Raw genomic sequence first — 18,674 nt, 5'->3', positions numbered from 1 at the left:
CGTCAACCAGCGTCAGCTCTGCTTGTAGCCCCGCACTTCGTCCACACCTCTATTGGCAAGCTGGTCGGCGCGCTCGTTACCCGGATGGCCGATGTGCCCGCGCACCCATTTCCAGGTGATGTCATGGCGGTTGCATTGCTCATCGAGCAATTGCCACAGGTCGGCATTCTTGACCGGCTCCTTGGCCGCGGTCTTCCAGCCGCGCTTCTTCCAATTGACCATCCACTCGTTGATGCCTTTCATCACGTATTGCGAGTCGGTGACCAGCAGCACGTTGCAGCGGCGCTTGAGTTCTTCCAGGCCGCGAATGGCGCCCATCAGTTCCATGCGGTTGTTGGTGGTGTTGGCTTCGCCGCCCCACAACTCCTTCTCTACGCCCTTGCACACCAGCAAGGCGCCCCAGCCGCCGGGGCCGGGGTTGCCCTTGCAGGCGCCATCGGTGAAGAGTTCTACGCTATCGGTCATCGGTTACATCCATCAAGACGGGCAGGTCTGAAATCAAAAAAGTTCTACGGTTCGCTTTGCTTGCGGTTGACCTTGGCCATCGGCATCGGCACCAGTTTGCCCATGGGCTGGCGCAGCACCTGGCGCACCGGCCGCAACCCGACCACGATCTTGCGCGCCACCAATAAATAGAAGCCGCCACCCGACAGTTGCCAGGCGCCCGCGCGGCGTTCCCAACCGGCCAGGCGGCCTTGCCACTTGGCCGAGGCAAGCGGCGGACGATAGCACCCGAAGCGGCGTTTCTCCAGCGCGAAGCCCAGCAGGTTCAGCCAGTCCCCGACCCGTGATGGCGAGATGCAGCGCGCCTGACGCAGGCCATCATGGGCGAACACATGGCGCAGGCCCCAGCTGCTCCAAGGGTTGATGCCGATAATCAGCAAATGGCCACCAGGGCGCACGCTGCTCGCCGCTTCACGCAGCAGACCGTGGGGCGACAGGCAGAAATCCAGGCCATGCTGCAACACCACCACATCGGCGGCGTGCTCGCTCAATGGCCAGGCCTGTTCTTCGCAGACAATCTCCACCCCCGGCAACGGCGCGCCCAGGCGCACGTTGCGTTGCACCTGGGGCGCGGCGGGCGGGGTCTGGGCCGACGGACCGTAATGCACCAGGTAGCCGCCAAAGAAACGACCCAACTCGTCTTCGAGCATGCGCCGTTCTTCATCCAGCAGAAATTGCCCGATGGGCCCGGACAGCCATTCACGGGCTGCGCCGATCAGGGCCAGCCACTCAGGATCGGCCTGGGCGAACGCTTTATCAGTCATTGCATTCTCCAACTCGCCTAGACGTTCTAAGATGCACCAATGTGTTCAGCTTGGCGAATCGAAGAATGATACAGATCAGTGCCCTGCCCGCCTTCACCGATAACTACATCTGGTTGCTGCAGGACCCGCAGACCCAACGGTGTGCCGTGGTCGATCCCGGCGATGCCGCGCCGGTACTGGCCTGGCTCGAGCAAAACCCGACGTGGACCCTCAGCGACATCCTGATTACCCACCATCACCACGATCATGTCGGCGGTGTCGAGCAACTCAAGGGTGTGAGCGACGCCAAGGTGTATGGTCCGGCCAACGAGACGATCCCGGCGCGGGACATCGCCCTGCGGGATAACGACCGCATCAGCGTGCTGGGCTGGGACTTCGACGTCTATGCCGTGCCCGGCCACACCCTGGGCCATATCGCCTTCTACCACCAGGGCGTGCTGTTCTGTGGCGACACCCTGTTCGCCGCCGGTTGTGGCCGCCTGTTCGAAGGCACGCCGGAACAGATGCACACCTCCCTCGAGCGCCTGGCCGCCCTGCCCGCCGACACCCTGGTGTACTGCACCCACGAATACACACAAAGTAACCTCAAGTTTGCCCAGGCGGTGGAACCGCAGAATGCCGACATCTCCGAACGGGTGGAAAACGTCCGTCAGCTGCGGGCCCGGGGCGAGATGACGCTGCCGTCCAACCTGGCCCTGGAAAAGCGTACCAACCCCTTCCTGCGCACCTCTGAAACATCCGTTAAACAAAAAGCGGACGAACGGAATGGCCGCGACAACCGCTCTGGGGCCGAGGTATTTGCTAGCTTGAGGGCGTGGAAAGATAAGTTCTAAAGGGACGCAATCTGATACGTAATTTCTGAATGGTTGACCGGAACCAAAGTGCTTTCTAGAATCGCCCGACATTTTTGCCCGGAACTTACTTCCAGCCAATGTCGTCATCTATTCGTAAATCCAACCATTCAGACGCATTGACCCGCCTGGCTCAAGCTGTGGCGGTGGCTGTGTCCGCCACGCTGGCGGGCTGCCAATCGACAAATTTCGCCGCACAATCCACCGTGCAACCCAAGCCCAATCTTACCGCCAAGATCAAGCAGAAACCCGTCATCTGGCTTTCAGAGAAGCCTGCTCCAGAAGTACCCCAGGACGTGTGGGAACGCATGCGCCGCGGCTTTCAATTGCAGGACAACGTGGGCGTCAACCCGCGTATCGAGCAACAGCGCCTGTGGTTCGCCAGCAACCCGTCCTTCCTGGAGAACGCCGGTGAACGCGGCAGCCTCTACATTCATTACATCGTCGAACGCCTTGAAGAACGCAACATGCCCCTGGAGCTGGCGCTGCTGCCGGTGATCGAAAGTGCCTACAACCCGATGGCGTATTCGCGCAGCGATGCCGTCGGCCTATGGCAGTTCATCCCCTCCACCGGGCGCTACTTCAACCTGCGCCAGACCCGCGCCTACGACGGCCGCCGCGACATCACCGCCTCCACCACCGCCGCCCTGGACTACCTGACCCGTCTGCACGACATGTTCAACGGCGACTGGCTGCTGGCCCTGGCCGCCTATAACGCCGGCGAAGGCACGGTGAGCCGGGCCATCGAGCGCAACGAGAAGCTCGGCCTGCCCACCGACTACTGGAACCTGCCCCTGCCCCAGGAAACCAAGGACTATGTGCCCAAGTTCCTGGCGCTGTCCCAGGTGGTGCTGGCCCCCGAGGCCTATGGCGTCAACCTGAACCCGATTGCCAACACGCCGTACTTCGAAGTGGTCGAGGTCAAGCAAAGCATGGACCTGTCGCGGGTTGCCGCGCTGGCCGAGATCGACGAAGACGAACTGTTCCAGCTCAACCCGGCGCTCAAGCAACGCACCACCCTGGATGGCCCGCAGCACCTGCTGGTGCCGAGCTCCAAGGCACAATTGCTCACCAGCACCCTTTCGACGATGAAGCCGGAAGAATTGCTGGCGATGCGCCCGAAAAAGCAGGTGTTCGACGAAGTCGAGACTGCTCGGGTGGCCGGCCGCACCCGCAGCTACAAGGTGCGCAGTGGCGACAACCTCACGCTGATCGCCAAGGCGAACAAGGTCGATGTGCATGACCTGCAGCGCTGGAACAAACTCAACGGCCAGGCCCTCAAGGTCGGCCAGACCCTGGTGATGCAGGACACCCGCAAGCTGGTGGCCAAGGCCGACAGCAAGAAGCCGGTGCAGTACAAGGTCAAGAAAGGCGACTCGCTGTACATCGTCGCCAAGCGCTTCAACGTCGAGATGCAACATCTCAAGCGTTGGAACCCGCGTACTGGCCAGGCGCTGAAGCCTGGGCAGATGCTGGTGGTTTCCGGGCCGCGCTAAGGTTTCAAGAACCCCGGAGAACCAATGTGGGAGGGAGCTTGCTCCCACATTGGTTCTACATCATCCCGACTGGCTTTTTCCATCCGGAACAAGCTGTTACTGTACCGATCATAAAGCCCAAGCCGCCTGGATCGGATCCCTGACTTGAAGCGTCCCCTCCTTCTACTAATAAGTCTGGCCTTGAGCTTTGGTGCGAACGCGGCAATAACCGAGAGCCACGGTTACACGCAGTTCGGCACGCTCAAGTACCCGGCCAAATTCACCCACTTCGATTGGGTAAACCCTGCAGCGCCGAAAGGCGGGACCTTGCGGGTCATGGCATTTGGCACCTTCGATACCCTCAATCCCTACACGTTCAAGGGTTCAAGCCCGGTTTCCACCCCCAACTTCCTGCAATACGGCGTCAATGAGCTGAATGAGCCGTTGATGGTCGGCACCGGCCAGTACGCGCCGTCCGGCGACGAGCCCACCTCCAGCTACGGGCTGATTGCCCAGTCGGTGGAATACAGCGAGGACCGCAGCTGGGTCGTGTTCAACCTGCGTCCGCAGGCGCGCTTCCACGATGGCAAGCCGATCACGGCCTATGATGTGGCGTTTTCCTATCGCACCCTGCTGACCGAAGGCCACCCCCAATACCGCACCAACCTGCAGGAAGTGGCACGGGTGGACATCCTCAACCGTCACCGCATCCGCTTTGTGTTCAAGCGCGCCGGCAACCCGTTGTTGATCCTGCGCCTGGGCGAGTTGCCGGTATTGCCCCAGCACTATTGGAAAAACCGCGACTTCAAGGCGACCACCTTCGAACCGCCCCTGGGCAGCGGGCCGTACCGCATCAGCAAGGTCACCCCTGGACGCCAGTTGGTGTTCGAACGGGTCAAGGATTACTGGGGCAAGGACTTGCCGGTCAACCAGGGCTTCTATAACTACGACAAGGTCGAGGTGGAGTTCTACCGCGACAGCGACGTGGCCTTCGAAGCGTTCAAGGCCGGCGAGTTCGACATTTATATCGAGCACCAGGCCAAGAACTGGGCCAATGGCTACAACTTCCCGGCGGTGAACCGTGGCGAAGTGATCAAGGCGCAGATCGCCCACCAGATCCCGACCCAAAGCCAGGGCCTGTTCATGAACACCCGGCGCCCGACCTTCAGCCAGACCAAGGTGCGTGAGGCCCTGGGGCTGATGTTCGACTTCGAGTGGACCAACCGCACCCTGTTCAGCAGCGCCTACAAACGCACGCTCAGCTATTACCCCAACAGCGAATTCGCCGCTGCCGGGGTTCCAACCGGCCATGAATGGCTGATGCTCTCCCCCTACCGCGACCAGCTGCCGCCCAACCTGTTTACCCAAGCCTTCAGCCTGCCCCAGACCGATGGGCGCGGCATCCCCCGCGAAACCCTGCGCCGCGCCCTGGCGCTGCTGGGCGAAGCCGGGTGGAAGCTGTCGGGCCAACGCCTGCTCAACAAGGACGGGCAACCGCTGCGCTTCGAGATCCTGCTGGTCAACCCGAACCTGGAGCGCATCCTGCAGCCCTATGTCGAGAACCTGATCAGCATCGGCATCGACGCACGCCTGCGCACCGTCGACCGCGCCCAGTACAAGCAACGCCTGGATCAATTCGATTTCGACATGATCCTGATCACCCTCAACCAGACCTTGAGCCCCGGCCTTGAGCAGTGGCAGTACTTCCACTCCAGCCAGGCGGCGATCAAGGGCAGCAAGAACTATGCGGGCATCGCCAACCCCGTTGTCGATCACCTGCTGGAACAACTGCTGGCGGCGCAGACCCGCGAAGAACAACTGGCCGCCGGCCGCGCCCTGGACCGGGTGCTGCTGTGGCAGCACTACAGCATTCCCAACTGGTACCTCAACTATCATCGCCTGGCGTACCGTAACCGGTTCGCCTTTGTCGCCACGCCGCCCTACAGCCTGGGCCTGAGCGCGTGGTGGCTGAAAGCTTCGGAGAAAGCCCAATGATGTATTTACGCAACGTACTGCTCGGCAGCCTGTTGCTGTGCACCACGGCCCACGCCGCCCCGCAACACGCACTGACGCTGTACAACGAGCCGCCGAAATACCCCGCCGACTTCAAGCACTTCGACTACGTCAACCCGGACGCGCCCAAGGGCGGCACCTTCCGCGAGTCGAGCATGGGCGGCTTCGACAGCCTCAACCCGTTTATCAGCAAGGGCGTGCCGGCCGACAACGTCAGCCTGATCTACGACACCCTGGCCATGCAGAGCCTGGACGAACCCATCACCGAATACGGCCTGGTCGCCGGCAAGATCGAAAAAGCCCCGGACAACAGCTGGGTGCGTTTCTACCTGCGCCCCGAAGCGCGGTTCCACGACGGCCACCCGATCCGTGCCGAAGACGTGGTGTTCACCTTCCAGGAATTGATCAAGGAAGGCTCGCCGATCTACCGCACCTACTACGCCGATGTCGATGAAGTGGTCGCCGAAGACCCGCTGCGGGTGCTGTTCAAGTTCAAGCGCACCAACAACCGCGAATTGCCGCTGATCCTCGGGCAACTGCCGGTACTGCCCAAGCATTGGTGGGCCACGCGGGACTTTGCCAAGGGCAACCTGGAGGTGCCCCTGGGCAGCGGGCCGTACAAGGTGGCCGAGGTCAAGGCCGGGCGCATGATCCGCTACGAGCGGGTCAAGGACTACTGGGCCAAGGACCTGCCGATCACCAAGGGTTTCTACAACTTCGACAACCGCATCACCGACTACTACCGCGACAGCACCGTGTCCCTGGAGGCGTTGAAGGCCGGGCAGTTCGACTACTGGCTGGAGTTCAGCGCCAAGAACTGGGCCAACGCCTACAACATTCCGGCCGTGACCGAGGGCCGCTTGATCAAGGAAGAAATCCCCAACGGCAACCCTACCGGCATGCAAGGTTTTGTGTTCAATACGCGCAAGCCGATGTTCCAGGATGTGCGCGTGCGCAAGGCCATCAGCCTGTTGCTGGACTTCGAGTGGAGCAACAAACAGCTGTTCAACGGCGCCTACACCCGCACCCGCAGCTACTTCGAAAACTCCGAAATGGCCGCCACCGGCCTGCCCGGCCCGGATGAGCTGAAGATCCTCGAACCCCTGCGCGACAAGATCCCCGCCGAAGTCTTCACCCAGGCCTTCGAGCCGGCCAAAACCGACGGCAGCGGCATGATCCGTACCCAGCAACGCGAGGCCTACCAATTGCTGCAGGAAGCCGGCTGGCGCATCGTCGACGACAAGATGGTCGACACCACGGGCAAACCGGTGACCATCGAGTTCCTGCTGGCCCAGACCGAGTTCGAGCGCATCCTGCTGCCCTTCAAGCGCAACCTGGCGGACCTGGGCATCGACCTGGTGATCCGCCGGGTGGATGTCTCGCAGTTCGTCAACCGTATCCGCTCGCGGGACTTCGACATGGTGGTGGGCAGCTTCCCGCAATCCACCTCGCCGGGTAACGAGCAGCGGGAGTTCTGGAAGTCTTCCAGCGCCGACAAGCCCGGCAGCCGCAACTACATGGGCCTCAAGGACCCGGCGGTGGACCAACTGGTAGAAGAACTGATCGACGCCGACTCGCGCAAAAGCCTGATCGCCCATGCCAGGGCCCTGGACCGTGTGCTGCAGTTCGGCTACTACGTGATCCCCAACTGGCACATCAAGACCTTCCGCGTGGCGTACTGGGACCACCTCGGCCATCCGAAAACCCCGCCACGCTATGACGTGGGCACCGCCACCTGGTGGGCAAAACCCAACGTAAAACCTGCCGTCACCCTGGAAACGACTACCGACACCAACGCCGATGCGGCGAGCGGAGGCGATTAAATGCTGGCCTATATTGTTCGCCGCCTGTTGCTGATCATCCCGACGCTGTTCGGGATCCTGCTGATCAACTTCATCATCATCCAGGCCGCCCCCGGTGGCCCGGTGGAACAGATGATCGCCAAGCTCGAAGGCTTTGAAGGCGCCACCAGCCGCATTGCCGGCGGCGGTGCCGAAGTCTCGGTGGCCGGCTCCAGCAGCTACCGTGGCGCCCAGGGCCTGGACCCGGCGCTGATCAAGGAAATCGAAAAAATGTACGGCTTCGACAAGTCGGCGCCGGAACGCTTGTGGATCATGGTCAAGAACTACGCCCGGCTGGATTTCGGCGACAGCTTCTTCCGTGACGCCAAGGTCATCGACCTGATCAAGGAAAAGATGCCGGTATCCATCTCCCTGGGGTTATGGAGCACGCTGATCATGTACCTGGTGTCGATCCCCCTGGGGATCGCCAAGGCCACGCGACACGGCAGCCACTTCGATGTGTGGACCAGCTCGGCAATCATCGTCGGCTATGCGATCCCGGCGTTCCTGTTTGCGATCCTGCTGATCGTGGTGTTTGCCGGCGGCAGTTATTTCGACTGGTTCCCCTTGCGCGGGCTCACGTCCAACAACTTCGATGAGTTGAGCTGGGGCGGCAAGGTGCTCGACTACTTCTGGCACTTGGCGCTGCCCATCACCGCGCTGGTGATCGGCAACTTCGCGACCATGACCCTGCTGACCAAGAACAGCTTTCTCGATGAGATCAACAAGCAATACGTGATCACCGCCAAGGCCAAGGGCCTGACCAACCACCGCGTGCTCTACGGCCATGTGTTCCGTAACGCGATGCTGCTGGTGATCGCCGGCTTCCCGTCGGCGTTCATCGGGATTTTCTTCACCGGCTCGTTGCTGGTGGAAGTGATCTTCTCCCTCGACGGCCTGGGCCTGATGAGCTTTGAAGCAGCAATCAACCGCGACTACCCGGTGGTGTTCGGCACGCTGTTTATCTTCACCCTGCTGGGGCTGGTGGTGAAACTGATCGGCGACCTCACCTACACCCTGGTCGATCCGCGTATCGACTTCGCCAGCCGGGAGCATTGAGATGAATCTATCCCCCCTCAATCGCCGCCGGTTCGAGCGGTTCAAGGCCAACAAGCGTGGCTGGTGGTCGCTGTGGCTGTTCCTGATCCTGTTCGGGCTGAGCCTGGGCGCGGAGCTGATCGCCAACGACAAGCCACTGGCGGTGCACTACGACGGCGACTGGTATTTCCCGGCGCTCAAGCGCTACCCGGAAACCACCTTCGGCGGCGAATTCCCCCTGGAAGCCAACTACAAGAGCCCGTATATCCAGGAACTGCTCAAGGCCAAGGACGCCTGGACCCTGTGGGCGCCGATCCCGTTCAGCTACCAGAGCATCAACTACGACCTGAAGGTACCGGCCCCCGCGCCGCCTTCGCGCGTCAACCTGCTGGGTACCGATGACCAGGGCCGCGATGTGCTCGCGCGGGTGATCTACGGCTTCCGTGTGTCGGTGCTGTTTGCCCTGACGTTGACGGTGCTCAGTTCGATCATCGGCGTGATCGCCGGCGCCTTGCAGGGCTTCTATGGCGGCTGGGTCGACCTGGCCGGGCAGCGTTTCCTGGAAATCTGGTCGGGCTTGCCGGTGCTGTACCTGCTGATCATCCTCGCCAGCTTCGTGCAGCCGAACTTCTGGTGGCTGCTGGGGATCATGCTGCTGTTTTCCTGGATGAGCCTGGTGGACGTGGTGCGCGCCGAGTTCCTGCGCGGGCGTAACCTCGAATACGTGCGCGCGGCGCGGGCACTGGGGATGCAGAACGGCGCGATCATGTTCCGCCATATCCTGCCCAATGCCATGGTCTCGACCATGACCTTCATGCCATTTATCCTCACTGGCGCCATCGGCACCCTGACCGCCCTGGACTTCCTCGGCTTTGGCCTGCCGGCCGGTTCGCCGTCCCTGGGCGAACTGGTGGCCCAGGGCAAATCCAACCTGCAGGCACCGTGGCTGGGCATGAGCGCGTTTGCCGTGCTGGCGATCATGTTGAGTTTGCTGGTGTTTATCGGCGAGTCCGCTCGCGATGCCTTCGACCCGAGGAAATGAGATGAATCAGGACAATCTGATCGAAATCCGCGACCTCTCCGTCGAGTTCGTCACGGGCGAGCATCACCACCGTGTGGTGAACAACGTCAGCTTCGATATCAAGCGCGGCGAAACCCTGGCCCTGGTCGGCGAAAGCGGCTCAGGCAAATCGGTGACCGCCCACTCGATCCTGCGCCTGCTGCCCTACCCGCTGGCCCGGCATCCGTCCGGCACCATCACCTATTCCGGCCAGGACCTGCTGACCCTGAAGGAAAAGACCCTGCGGCATATTCGCGGCAACCGCATCGCGATGATCTTCCAGGAGCCGATGACGTCGTTGAATCCGCTGCACTGCATCGAGAAGCAGATCAACGAAGTGCTCGGCCTGCACAAGGGCCTGACCGGCAAGGTCGCGACCCGGCGCACCCTGGAGCTGCTGGAACTGGTGGGTATCCCCGAGCCGCACAAACGGCTCAAGGCCCTGCCCCACGAATTGTCCGGCGGCCAGCGCCAGCGGGTGATGATCGCCATGGCCCTGGCCAATGAGCCGGAGTTGTTGATCGCGGATGAGCCGACCACGGCCCTCGACGTCACCGTGCAGTTGAAGATCCTGGAGTTGCTCAAGGAATTGCAGGCACGCCTGGGCATGGCCTTGCTGTTGATCAGCCACGACTTGAACCTGGTGCGGCGTATTGCTCACCGCGTCTGCGTGATGCAGCAAGGCTGCATCGTCGAGCAGGCCGAGTGCGAGACGCTGTTCCAGTCGCCCCGACACCCTTACACCCAGGAATTGCTGGCGGCGGAACCCAGCGGTGGCCCGGCCAGCAACGAAGTCGGCCCGCCGTTGCTGGAAGTCGATGACCTGAAAGTCTGGTTCCCGATCAAGAAGGGCTTCTTGCGCAACACCGTCGATTACGTCAAGGCGGTGGACGGGATCAACTTCAGCCTGCCCCAGGGCCAGACCCTGGGCATCGTCGGCGAAAGCGGCTCGGGCAAATCCACCCTGGGCCTGGCGATCCTGCGCTTGATTGCCAGCAAGGGCGGGATTCGTTTCGAAGGCCAGCAGCTGGACACGCTGACCCAGCAACAGGTGCGCCCGTTGCGCCGGGAAATGCAGGTGGTGTTCCAGGACCCGTTCGGCAGCCTGAGCCCACGCATGTGCGTCAGCGAGATCGTCGGCGAAGGCCTGCGCATCCACAGGATGGGCACAGCTGCCGAGCAGGAAGCGGCGATTATCGCGGCGCTCAAGGAGGTGGGCCTGGACCCTGAATCCCGTCATCGCTACCCCCATGAGTTCTCCGGCGGCCAACGCCAACGCATCGCCATCGCCCGCGCACTGGTGCTCAAGCCGCGCCTGATCCTGCTGGACGAACCGACCTCGGCGCTGGATCGCACCGTGCAACGGCAAGTGGTGGAATTGCTGCGCAGCCTGCAGGCCAAGTACAACCTGACCTACCTGTTTATCAGCCATGACCTGGCGGTGGTGAAGGCGCTGAGTCACCAACTGATGGTGGTCAAGCAGGGGCAGGTGGTGGAGCAAGGCGATGCGCGAGCGATTTTCGCTGATCCGCAGCATGGGTATACGCGTCAACTGCTGGAAGCGGCCTTTCTGGTGCCCTGCCCGGAGCGCTTCTGAGCGATGAGCACGCCCACCTCCTGCGTTGGCGTGCCTCGCCATCGGATCACCGTGGCTGCCTACTCGACCTACAGCAACTCCGGATGGCGCAGGCTATCAAGCCCAGGTAAAAACCCTCGACCATGAAGTTCCGCCCAAGAAACGTTTTCTTGGGCAACCTTGAAACGGAACTTCATTCATGTACGAATTTGCCCCGCTGATTGCCGCTGCGGCGACCGAGCCACTGCCTGCCAGCCCCGTCTTGTTTGCCACCCAGGATGATCTGAAGCTGATCAACAGCCTGGTTGCGCTGCTGTCGCCCGCCTTACCGCACAATTGGACTCTGCTGGGGCCTCCCGCGTTGATCGCGGTCGACCGCAACTCCAGGCTTGGCCAATGGATGGTGCTGTTCGGCAAGGCTATCAACCAGAGCGTGTTCCTGGCATGGGCCGACGCGCGGCACCTGGAGTATCGAAGCATCAAGGTCATGGGAAGCTCCCTGCACGCCAATGTCATTCACGAGGACCAAATGACACCCAGGGCCTTTCATCTTCATGACGACCCAGGCTGGCTGGAAGTGTCCGTGCCGATCCTGGGCATCTCCGAGATCCTTGATCCCAACCAGCTGGGCGTGCCCTATATCGACTTGCCAAACGGCCACAGTACGTTTGAATTGCCACTCGAGTTGACGCTGGCGTTCTACGGCTACACGTTGCCCAAAAACCAGATCCAGGCGCGGATGATTGTCGATGAGCTGCAGGCCTACCATGCCTTTCCAACGATGGGTGACAATGGCCGCGCGCAGTCGGCGACACGCCATGAAATGCACGCACAGCACCTGGATTTGCTGCAACTGGCCGATAACCTCGAGCAATGCATGGCCAGCGCGGCAGCCACGGATGAACCCCATGACAGCTACCTCGCTTACCGCCAGCGCCTCACGCTGAGGTCTGACTCCTTCGTAGCGCACACCTTGAAAGAAGCCGCGCAATTACTGCAGAGCGTGATCAATTCGATCGAGTTCACGCAGACGTTCCCAACTGCGCTGGGTCCCGATGAATACTTTATTTATTCCGGCGAGGATCACTCCCTGCGGGCCTCACCCGCGCAGATCCAGGGGACCAGTATCAGCCTGCGTACACACCTGGGCGGTGCGCCAGTGGCGGGTCGGCTGATTCGCCTGGCGCAATATGCGTCGTTGCTGGGAGAACAGGTGGCCTCCAATAACAGCCTGAGCCTGGCGCAGCTCATGCACTTCTACGCCATCGAGGTCCCCCTCCAGGCCAGCGAGGTGCACGCCCTGATCGCGCGCCTGCGCCAGTCATCCGTGCCTGGGCAGCCGTACTGCAGTGAAGCTGCCCAGGATGCGCAATGGCTCAAGCGCAAACAAAACAGCCTGAGCGCCCTGAATAACTTCAATCGGCTGCAGACAGAGCTGGAGCGAGTCAGCGCTGGCAAACAACCCGATGAAAAGGTTGAGCTCGACGATACGGTCGAGCTGGACACTGACTCGATGTTCTACCAGTTGCTGGAGGAGAGCGCCGAAAAACTGCTGATGATGATCAAGCACAGATCATTTGTCGCCATTTGCGTGAAACGCGGTATCGACGACGAAAAGGCGCTGGTACTGCTGACCGAAGAGGGGTACGTGGGCGCGGACGACAGGGACGGCAGGCGCAGAAACCTCACGGACGATATCGTCTCCAGTCGAGCGCTCAAGCGCTGTCTCACGCCCTTGCAGGAGCTGGCCAAACAATTGGGTGGCGAGCTGCGCAGTGATATGAAGGCCACCCTCAAGCAGTTGATGAAGTTCCTGCGCATGCCCGAAGTGAAGACAGCGGAGCAGGCCCGGCAGGCGGCGCACTACCTGAGGGCCGTCAGGGCTGCGACACCACGGCTGGGCAACTACTGGCAGGGCCTGGGCCAGCCGCAGCCGTCATTGCTGACCTTATCCAGCACACAACGCCGACAGGTATACGAAGCGCAACAGGCGTTTGCACAGGCGCATGGAGCGCCCCTGTTCAAGTGGCTCGGCGAACCTTGTTGGGCGGGCAAGAGCGCCCCCAGGATCCGCGCCGAAGCGGACATGCTGCTGAACCAGATGGTGCAGAGCCAGCGCAGCCAGCTATTGGTCGAGCGCCTGGACACCCTCGTCATCTGGTCCGATGCGGCACTGCACGGTACAACGCCACAACAGCGTCGACAAACACTGCTGCTCAGCGCGCTGATTCTGAGCCTGGACGAACAGGCCGGCACACAACGCAACCTGGTCGGCGGGCTGGCCATCGATACCGATTACTACTGGGGTGACAACTGTGCACTGGTGCGCAGCAATCTTGAAGCCCTCCTGCGCCAGACGCTGCTGGAGGGTGCCCCATTGGCTGCGCATTTGCTGCTCAGTGGCAGCGCGCCACAATTGCTCGTGCGCAACATCCCCGAAACCTTGCCTTACCTGTGTAACCAGAACTGGGTCGTGTTCAAGCAGTTCGTCGATTTCATCGAGCTGAAAACCCCTGGCGCCAGCCGGTACATGACACTTGAGAACATCATGACCCTGGTCCATAACCCTGCCACGACGCTCAACCGGGAATTCTGGGCGCTGCCTCCTACGGTCGATCCCGTCCTCGACTGGGCGCGTGCCAATGGCGTGGTGGATGCGACGGACACGGACCTGCCCTTTAAAGGCGAGCTCGCCGTGCGCACCTATGAGAAACAGAAGCGCACACTCAACGATGCCTTCGGATCGCTGCACACCCCCTATCCGGATCAGAAGGAGGCGGCATTGAGGTACCTGCGTGAGGTCTATCCGGATAACGCTCACCTGGACAAAACCGTGTTCATGCCGGCGCCCTTCCTTCCGCCCGGTATTCGCTATCCGCAAGTCAGTACCCAGGATATTTCCTTTTCCCTGGCCGAACTGTATCTGGCCGGTGAGTTAAAGCACATTGAACGCTGGAGGGCGATTCAGCCACAGGTACGTGTCAACAGGTTTTCGCCATCCTTGAGAACGCTCAAGGACCACAACGCTGATGAAAACTTCCACGCCGCGCTCGAATCCATCCGTGAGAGCTATATCGTGTGCATTGCCTACCTGCTGGCCTGCCTGCCGCTGCCCAAGCGCGTCAGCCTGGAGCAGGGAAACATCGAACTGTACCTGCTGCGCAAACCGTCCCCCGCTGCCCGGGACACGATGATCACCGCACATTTTGGATGCCTGTTGCGTGTTCGCTACCAGCGGGATCGCTACCTGCTGCAACTGCTTCCCAGGCAGATGCTGGTCACGCAGCTGGCCAGCCCGCCATCCGGTTTGCTGAATGACCCGGTCGCCCCAGACCCTGTTCAGTTGCAGATCGATTGGAGCGCTTATCTCACCGGTTCCGAACCCGTGGCGGGCGCCAGTTCGCAGGTCCTGCTCCATCCCCTGGACGCCACCCTCATAACGGATACCCAGGGTGACCCCGCCCCCATACCGAAGTCCTGGCAATCGGCACGACTCGAAGCGATTGCCAGGATGGTCGTTGACCAGTGCCTGCTCAGTAACCACCGGGATCTGAGTGAGTCCACGCAGAACCTCAACAATGTGGAAAAGGTCCTGCTGATCAACAACCGCCGAAACGAGCGTTTGCACAATCTGAAACCCTATTAAGCCATCGGCTACCCAAACGCCAGGGTCTGTGCAACGATCCGTTTCTGATCTTGACTGCCCTGGAGTCGCGCCCATGACACCGCCCGCCCCTTTCCCCGCCGCACCGCGCTTCTGGCGCGACGAGCGCCTGCCGTTCATCGAAGCGCGCACCATCGCCGACGGGCGCAAGGTCACTTACACCCGTCACGCCCATGAGCACTTCTCCATCGGCGCGATCACCACCGGGCGCAGCTATTACCATTACGGCGCCGATACATTCCAGATCAGCGCCGGCACCGTGGTGTTGATGAACCCCGGCGATGTGCATGCCTGCAACCCTATCCACGACCAGCCCTGGTCCTATCATATGCTGTACCTCGACACGCCCTGGCTGACCGAGCTGCAGTACCAATTGGGCTTCAGCACCGACCAGGGTTATCGCCCGTTCAATACGCCGCATACCCGTGACCCGCTGCTGTACGGCGGCTTGCTGGCGTTGTACCGGATGCTGGTGAACGAGCAGGCCGAATTGCTGCAAAAGCAGAGCGCACTGGTGAGTTACTTCAGCGAAGTCCAGCAGCGCCTGAACCCTTCACCCACACCGATGCGCGAGGTCAACCACAAGCTGGAGCGGGCCGCCGAGTACATCCGTGCGCACTGCACCGAGGCGTTGAAACTCGAAGACATCTGCCTGGCGGCCGAACTGTCGCCGTCGTACCTGATCCGCGCCTTCAAGCAGTACTACGGGCTGACGCCCCACGCGTTCCTGGTCAACCAGCGCATCCAGTTTGCCCGCACCCAGCTGCGCAAGGGCGAGTTGATCGCCGACGTAGCGCTCGCCGCCGGTTTTGCAGACCAGGCGCACTTCCAGCGCACCTTCAAGCAGCATTTCGCCGCCACCCCCGGGCAATACCGCGAGGTGCTCAAGCCATCAGCAAATAACCCACACTGGCCACCAGCAACGCGGCCATCGAGCGGTTGAACAGGCGCACGCCGTGGGGATTGTCCAGGTAACGGCGTAGAAAGGTCCCGGCATAGGCCCAGCACGCCACCGACAGGTAGCAGATCACCAGGTAGAGACTGGCAAACAGCCAGACTTGCCGCCCATCCCCGTCGGCCACAAACAGGCCCATGCCCGCCACACAGGCCAGCCAGGCCTTGGGGTTGAGCCATTGCATGATCGCGCCGTAGAGCATGGATGGCGCTGTCGCGCTGCCCTCCGCGTTGAGCTGGCCGTCGTCCACCGCCAGTTTCCAGGCCATGTACAGCAGGAACGCCACCCCACCCCACTGGATCAACTGGGTCAGGATGGGCCAGCGCACCAGCACCTCGTGCAAACCCAGGCCGATCAGCACCAACAGCAAGGTAAAGCCAACGGCAGCGCCGAACACATGCTTCTGGCTGGCGACAAAACCGAAGCGCGCGCCTGAACTCAGGGCGACCACGTTGACCGGTCCCGGCGTGATGGACGTGGCCAGGGCGAAGGCGGCCATGGAAATGATCAAGCTCATTGCGGTTCCCTTTTTATGATGAGGCGTAAACAGGGTTCCACGGTATAAGGCCGGGTCAAATCGGTATTGAACAAAATCACCCTGGGGCGTGGATCACACAGTCTTCGACGCCACACACCCGCCCATCCTCAGCCAGGATCTCGACCTAGTGCAGTGGCTTGGGCAGGTGTGTGGATGCCGGCGTTCAACGCTGCGTGGGAATGCGGATTTCGCCATCACGGCATTGGGTTTTCACACTGCGTGGGCAACCGGCGAAGGCCAGGTCCTTGGTCAGGCACACACGCACCTCCGACAGCACCTTGCCTTTGCAGATCACCGCCAGCCCATGGGTGCCCATGCGCGGGTTACTTTCGCGAAACAGCGCCTCGATCTCGCGGGCAGGCAACGACGGCGGTGTGTTGAACGGTTGCAGTTGCGCAGGGATGGCAACCACGCCCAGCGCCGCATCGGTTTTCTCCAGGTATGCCAAGGGTTCCAGCCCGCTGCAGGTGCCGTGCTTGGCCCATTCGTGGGTGAGCAGCGAGCGCGTCGGGAACAGCGCCGCGCCTTTGTCCATCTCTTCGCGGCTCAAGCGCGATTGCGGCGTGCAGGTCGCCGGCCACCCTCCCCGCGCGTATTGCGGCCACAAGCCGTGCAGCACAAAGCCGTAGCCCTTGCCCGAACACTGCTCGTTGTCCGGGTGCGTCAGGCAGAAGGTCGGCGACCATGACAGCGACAACACATAAAAATCAAATTCCCCAGGCGTCCCTTGGCTACGCGGGGCCGCCATCGCCGTTGTGGCAAGTGCCAGCCACAGGACCATCCAGTATTTCATTCAGCTATTCCTTGGAAAATCATCCCGGCAGATTGGGATTACGTTGCAGGACCTTGTCCAGGATCCGATCGGTCTTCAACGCCTCGATGGCCAGCGACGGATGCTCGGCTTCGCCGCGAATATGCGCGTTCATGGCCAATACGTGGTGCCATTGGATATGCGTGTGGCATGGCACTTCCAGCACCTCGCTGGTCTCGCCCTCCAGGTGCAGCGGCTGGTCTTCGAAGACCGAGAACTGGATGCGCCCACGGCTACCGATCAATTCGACCCGGTCCTCACGGCGGTCGGCGACGAAGTTCCAGCAGCCCATGCCCAGCGCGCCCGAGCTGAAGGTCCAGCAGGCCGTCACGGCGTCCTCGGCGGCATAGCTTCCGGCCTGTCGTGCAGTAAAGCCCGCCACTTCGACAATATCCCCGGCCAGGTACTGGAACAGGTCGAAACCGTGGCTGGCCAGGTCGGCAAAGTAGCCGCCACCGGCAATGGCCGGGTCGGTGCGCCAGTTGGCGGCGCTGGCGTCCTCGGCGGCCGGCGGCTTGCACAGGGTCCAGGTCAGCTGGCGTAACGTGCCGATGCGCCCGTCCTGCAGCCACGCGCGCACTTGCTGGAAGCGTGGCAGCGAGCGCCGGTAGTAGGAAACAAACAGGTGCAGCCCGGCGCGCTCGAAGGTGCGCTGCATCAGCGCGCTCTGTTCGGCGTTCAGCGCCATCGGCTTCTCGACACAGCAATGCTTGCCGGCCGCCGCCACCATCAGGCTGTATTCCAGGTGGCTGTCGGGCGGCGTGGCGATGTACACGGCGTCCACTTCGGGGTCGTTGATCAGTGCCTGGGCGTCGGTGTAGTAACGGGCAATCCCATGTCGCGATGCATAATCGCGCACGGCCTCCTCGCGCCGCCCCATCACGGCCACCAGCGCCGAACCTGGCGCTTTGTAGAAAGCGGGTCCACTCTTCAATTCAGTGACACTGCCACACCCGATCATGCCCCAACGTACGCTGCTCATCTGTTTTCCTCGTCCGTTTTCATCAATCAGGCAGTATCCACATCCCCACGCCGACACGCCATAACCACTTAGCATGACAATTGCATTACACTTTTATGACATTCATCCCGCTGCGGGGGCACAGACGATGAAAATACGCGCAACGGTCATTTGCGAACACGAGGGGCATATCCTCTTCGTGCGCAAGGCCAGGTCAAAATGGGCCTTGCCGGGCGGCAAGGTGGAACGGGACGAGCGCCCGGTCGGTGCGGCCGAACGGGAGCTGGAAGAAGAAACCGGATTGAACGTGGACGGGCTGCTGTACCTGCAGGAGCTGAAGGCCCACGACACCGTGCACCATGTATTTGAAGCCTCGGTGGTGAATATCGCGGATGCGCGGCCGCTGAACGAGATCGTCGACTGCCAGTGGCACGCCTATGGCGCCGTGGACCAACTGGATACCACCGACGCCACGCGGCACATCGTCAAAGCCTTTCTCCGGCGTCTGTAATACAGCGCCCAACCTGTTATCCAGCCCCCTTCGTTAGACCAGGCCATTTGCTCTCTGCCGTTCGACAAAGGATCTGTCGACCGCGGCAGCCGCTGTGTGTGTCAAAGGCACC

At 61.6% G+C, this 18,674-nt stretch carries 15 protein-coding genes; 10 read left to right on the top strand and 5 right to left on the bottom strand.

The genetic code is table 11. The features are described 5' to 3' along the window. Window positions 1-12 precede the first annotated feature (12 nt). On the bottom strand, window positions 13-465 hold the full coding sequence (gene rnhA, locus BFP99_RS16680; RefSeq protein WP_003173571.1) for a ribonuclease HI: 453 nt from the start codon (window positions 463-465) through the stop codon (window positions 13-15). A gap of 44 nt (window positions 466-509) precedes the next feature. Further along, a complete protein-coding gene (locus BFP99_RS16675) occupies window positions 510-1,268 on the bottom strand; it encodes a class I SAM-dependent methyltransferase (protein ID WP_053134936.1) in 759 nt (252 codons plus the stop codon). A gap of 65 nt (window positions 1,269-1,333) precedes the next feature. On the opposite strand from BFP99_RS16675, the gene gloB reads away from it, so the two are divergent. From gloB to BFP99_RS16630, 9 genes are all read left to right on the top strand, one after another. After that, window positions 1,334-2,101 (top strand): hydroxyacylglutathione hydrolase, encoded by a 768-nt coding sequence (gene gloB / locus BFP99_RS16670; RefSeq protein ID WP_065927916.1) that lies wholly within the window; start codon window positions 1,334-1,336, stop codon window positions 2,099-2,101. 98 nt (window positions 2,102-2,199) lie between these two features. Then, window positions 2,200-3,615: a lytic transglycosylase domain-containing protein gene (locus BFP99_RS16665; protein WP_065927917.1), complete on the top strand. Its 1,416-nt coding sequence runs from the start codon at window positions 2,200-2,202 to the stop codon at window positions 3,613-3,615. A 144-nt stretch (window positions 3,616-3,759) separates the two neighbouring features. Continuing rightward, window positions 3,760-5,589, top strand: a complete 1,830-nt coding sequence (locus tag BFP99_RS16660) for an extracellular solute-binding protein (protein WP_065947739.1) — start codon at window positions 3,760-3,762, stop codon at window positions 5,587-5,589. Then, the gene (locus BFP99_RS16655; RefSeq protein ID WP_065947738.1) at window positions 5,586-7,430 is read left to right on the top strand and encodes an extracellular solute-binding protein; all 1,845 of its coding nucleotides are present in this window, start codon (window positions 5,586-5,588) and stop codon (window positions 7,428-7,430) included. The genes BFP99_RS16660 and BFP99_RS16655 overlap by 4 nt, the downstream gene beginning before the upstream one ends. Then, a complete protein-coding gene (locus tag BFP99_RS16650) occupies window positions 7,431-8,507 on the top strand; it encodes a microcin C ABC transporter permease YejB (RefSeq protein WP_027606500.1) in 1,077 nt (358 codons plus the stop codon). A gap of 1 nt (window position 8,508) precedes the next feature. After that, window positions 8,509-9,528 carry an ABC transporter permease gene (locus BFP99_RS16645; protein ID WP_027606501.1) on the top strand — a complete coding sequence of 340 codons (1,020 nt, stop codon included), beginning with the start codon at window positions 8,509-8,511 and terminating at the stop codon, window positions 9,526-9,528. A 1-nt stretch (window position 9,529) separates the two neighbouring features. Then, a complete protein-coding gene (locus BFP99_RS16640; protein ID WP_065947737.1) occupies window positions 9,530-11,143 on the top strand; it encodes an ABC transporter ATP-binding protein in 1,614 nt (537 codons plus the stop codon). A gap of 178 nt (window positions 11,144-11,321) precedes the next feature. Continuing rightward, window positions 11,322-14,768, top strand: coding sequence for a hypothetical protein (locus BFP99_RS16635; protein WP_065947736.1), 3,447 nt, complete (start codon window positions 11,322-11,324; stop codon window positions 14,766-14,768). Window positions 14,769-14,841: 73 nt separating this feature from the next. Beyond that, entirely contained in the window at window positions 14,842-15,729 is an 888-nt protein-coding gene (locus BFP99_RS16630) for an AraC family transcriptional regulator (RefSeq protein WP_065927923.1), read from the top strand. Here BFP99_RS16630 and BFP99_RS16625 read toward each other — a convergent pair. The 3 genes from BFP99_RS16625 to BFP99_RS16615 all read right to left on the bottom strand — a co-directional run bounded on the left by BFP99_RS16625 (window position 15,671) and on the right by BFP99_RS16615 (window position 18,072). Further along, on the bottom strand, window positions 15,671-16,258 hold the full coding sequence (locus tag BFP99_RS16625; protein WP_065947735.1) for a LysE family translocator: 588 nt from the start codon (window positions 16,256-16,258) through the stop codon (window positions 15,671-15,673). The genes BFP99_RS16630 and BFP99_RS16625 overlap by 59 nt on opposite strands. 184 nt (window positions 16,259-16,442) lie before the next feature. Next, window positions 16,443-17,072, bottom strand: coding sequence for a ribonuclease T2 family protein (locus tag BFP99_RS16620; protein ID WP_065947734.1), 630 nt, complete (start codon window positions 17,070-17,072; stop codon window positions 16,443-16,445). Window positions 17,073-17,091: 19 nt separating this feature from the next. Next, window positions 17,092-18,072, bottom strand: a complete 981-nt coding sequence (locus BFP99_RS16615) for a Gfo/Idh/MocA family protein (protein WP_065927926.1) — start codon at window positions 18,070-18,072, stop codon at window positions 17,092-17,094. A gap of 127 nt (window positions 18,073-18,199) precedes the next feature. Here BFP99_RS16615 and BFP99_RS16610 point away from each other — a divergent pair, with 127 nt between their 5' ends. Next, a complete protein-coding gene (locus BFP99_RS16610) occupies window positions 18,200-18,562 on the top strand; it encodes an NUDIX hydrolase (protein ID WP_065927927.1) in 363 nt (120 codons plus the stop codon). Window positions 18,563-18,674 lie beyond the last annotated feature (112 nt).

Origin of the sequence: Pseudomonas sp. 1 R 17, assembly GCF_900067035.1 — a bacterium.
Classification (GTDB): domain Bacteria; phylum Pseudomonadota; class Gammaproteobacteria; order Pseudomonadales; family Pseudomonadaceae; genus Aquipseudomonas; species Aquipseudomonas marginalis.
This window is presented reverse-complemented; position numbering and strand designations above follow the sequence as displayed.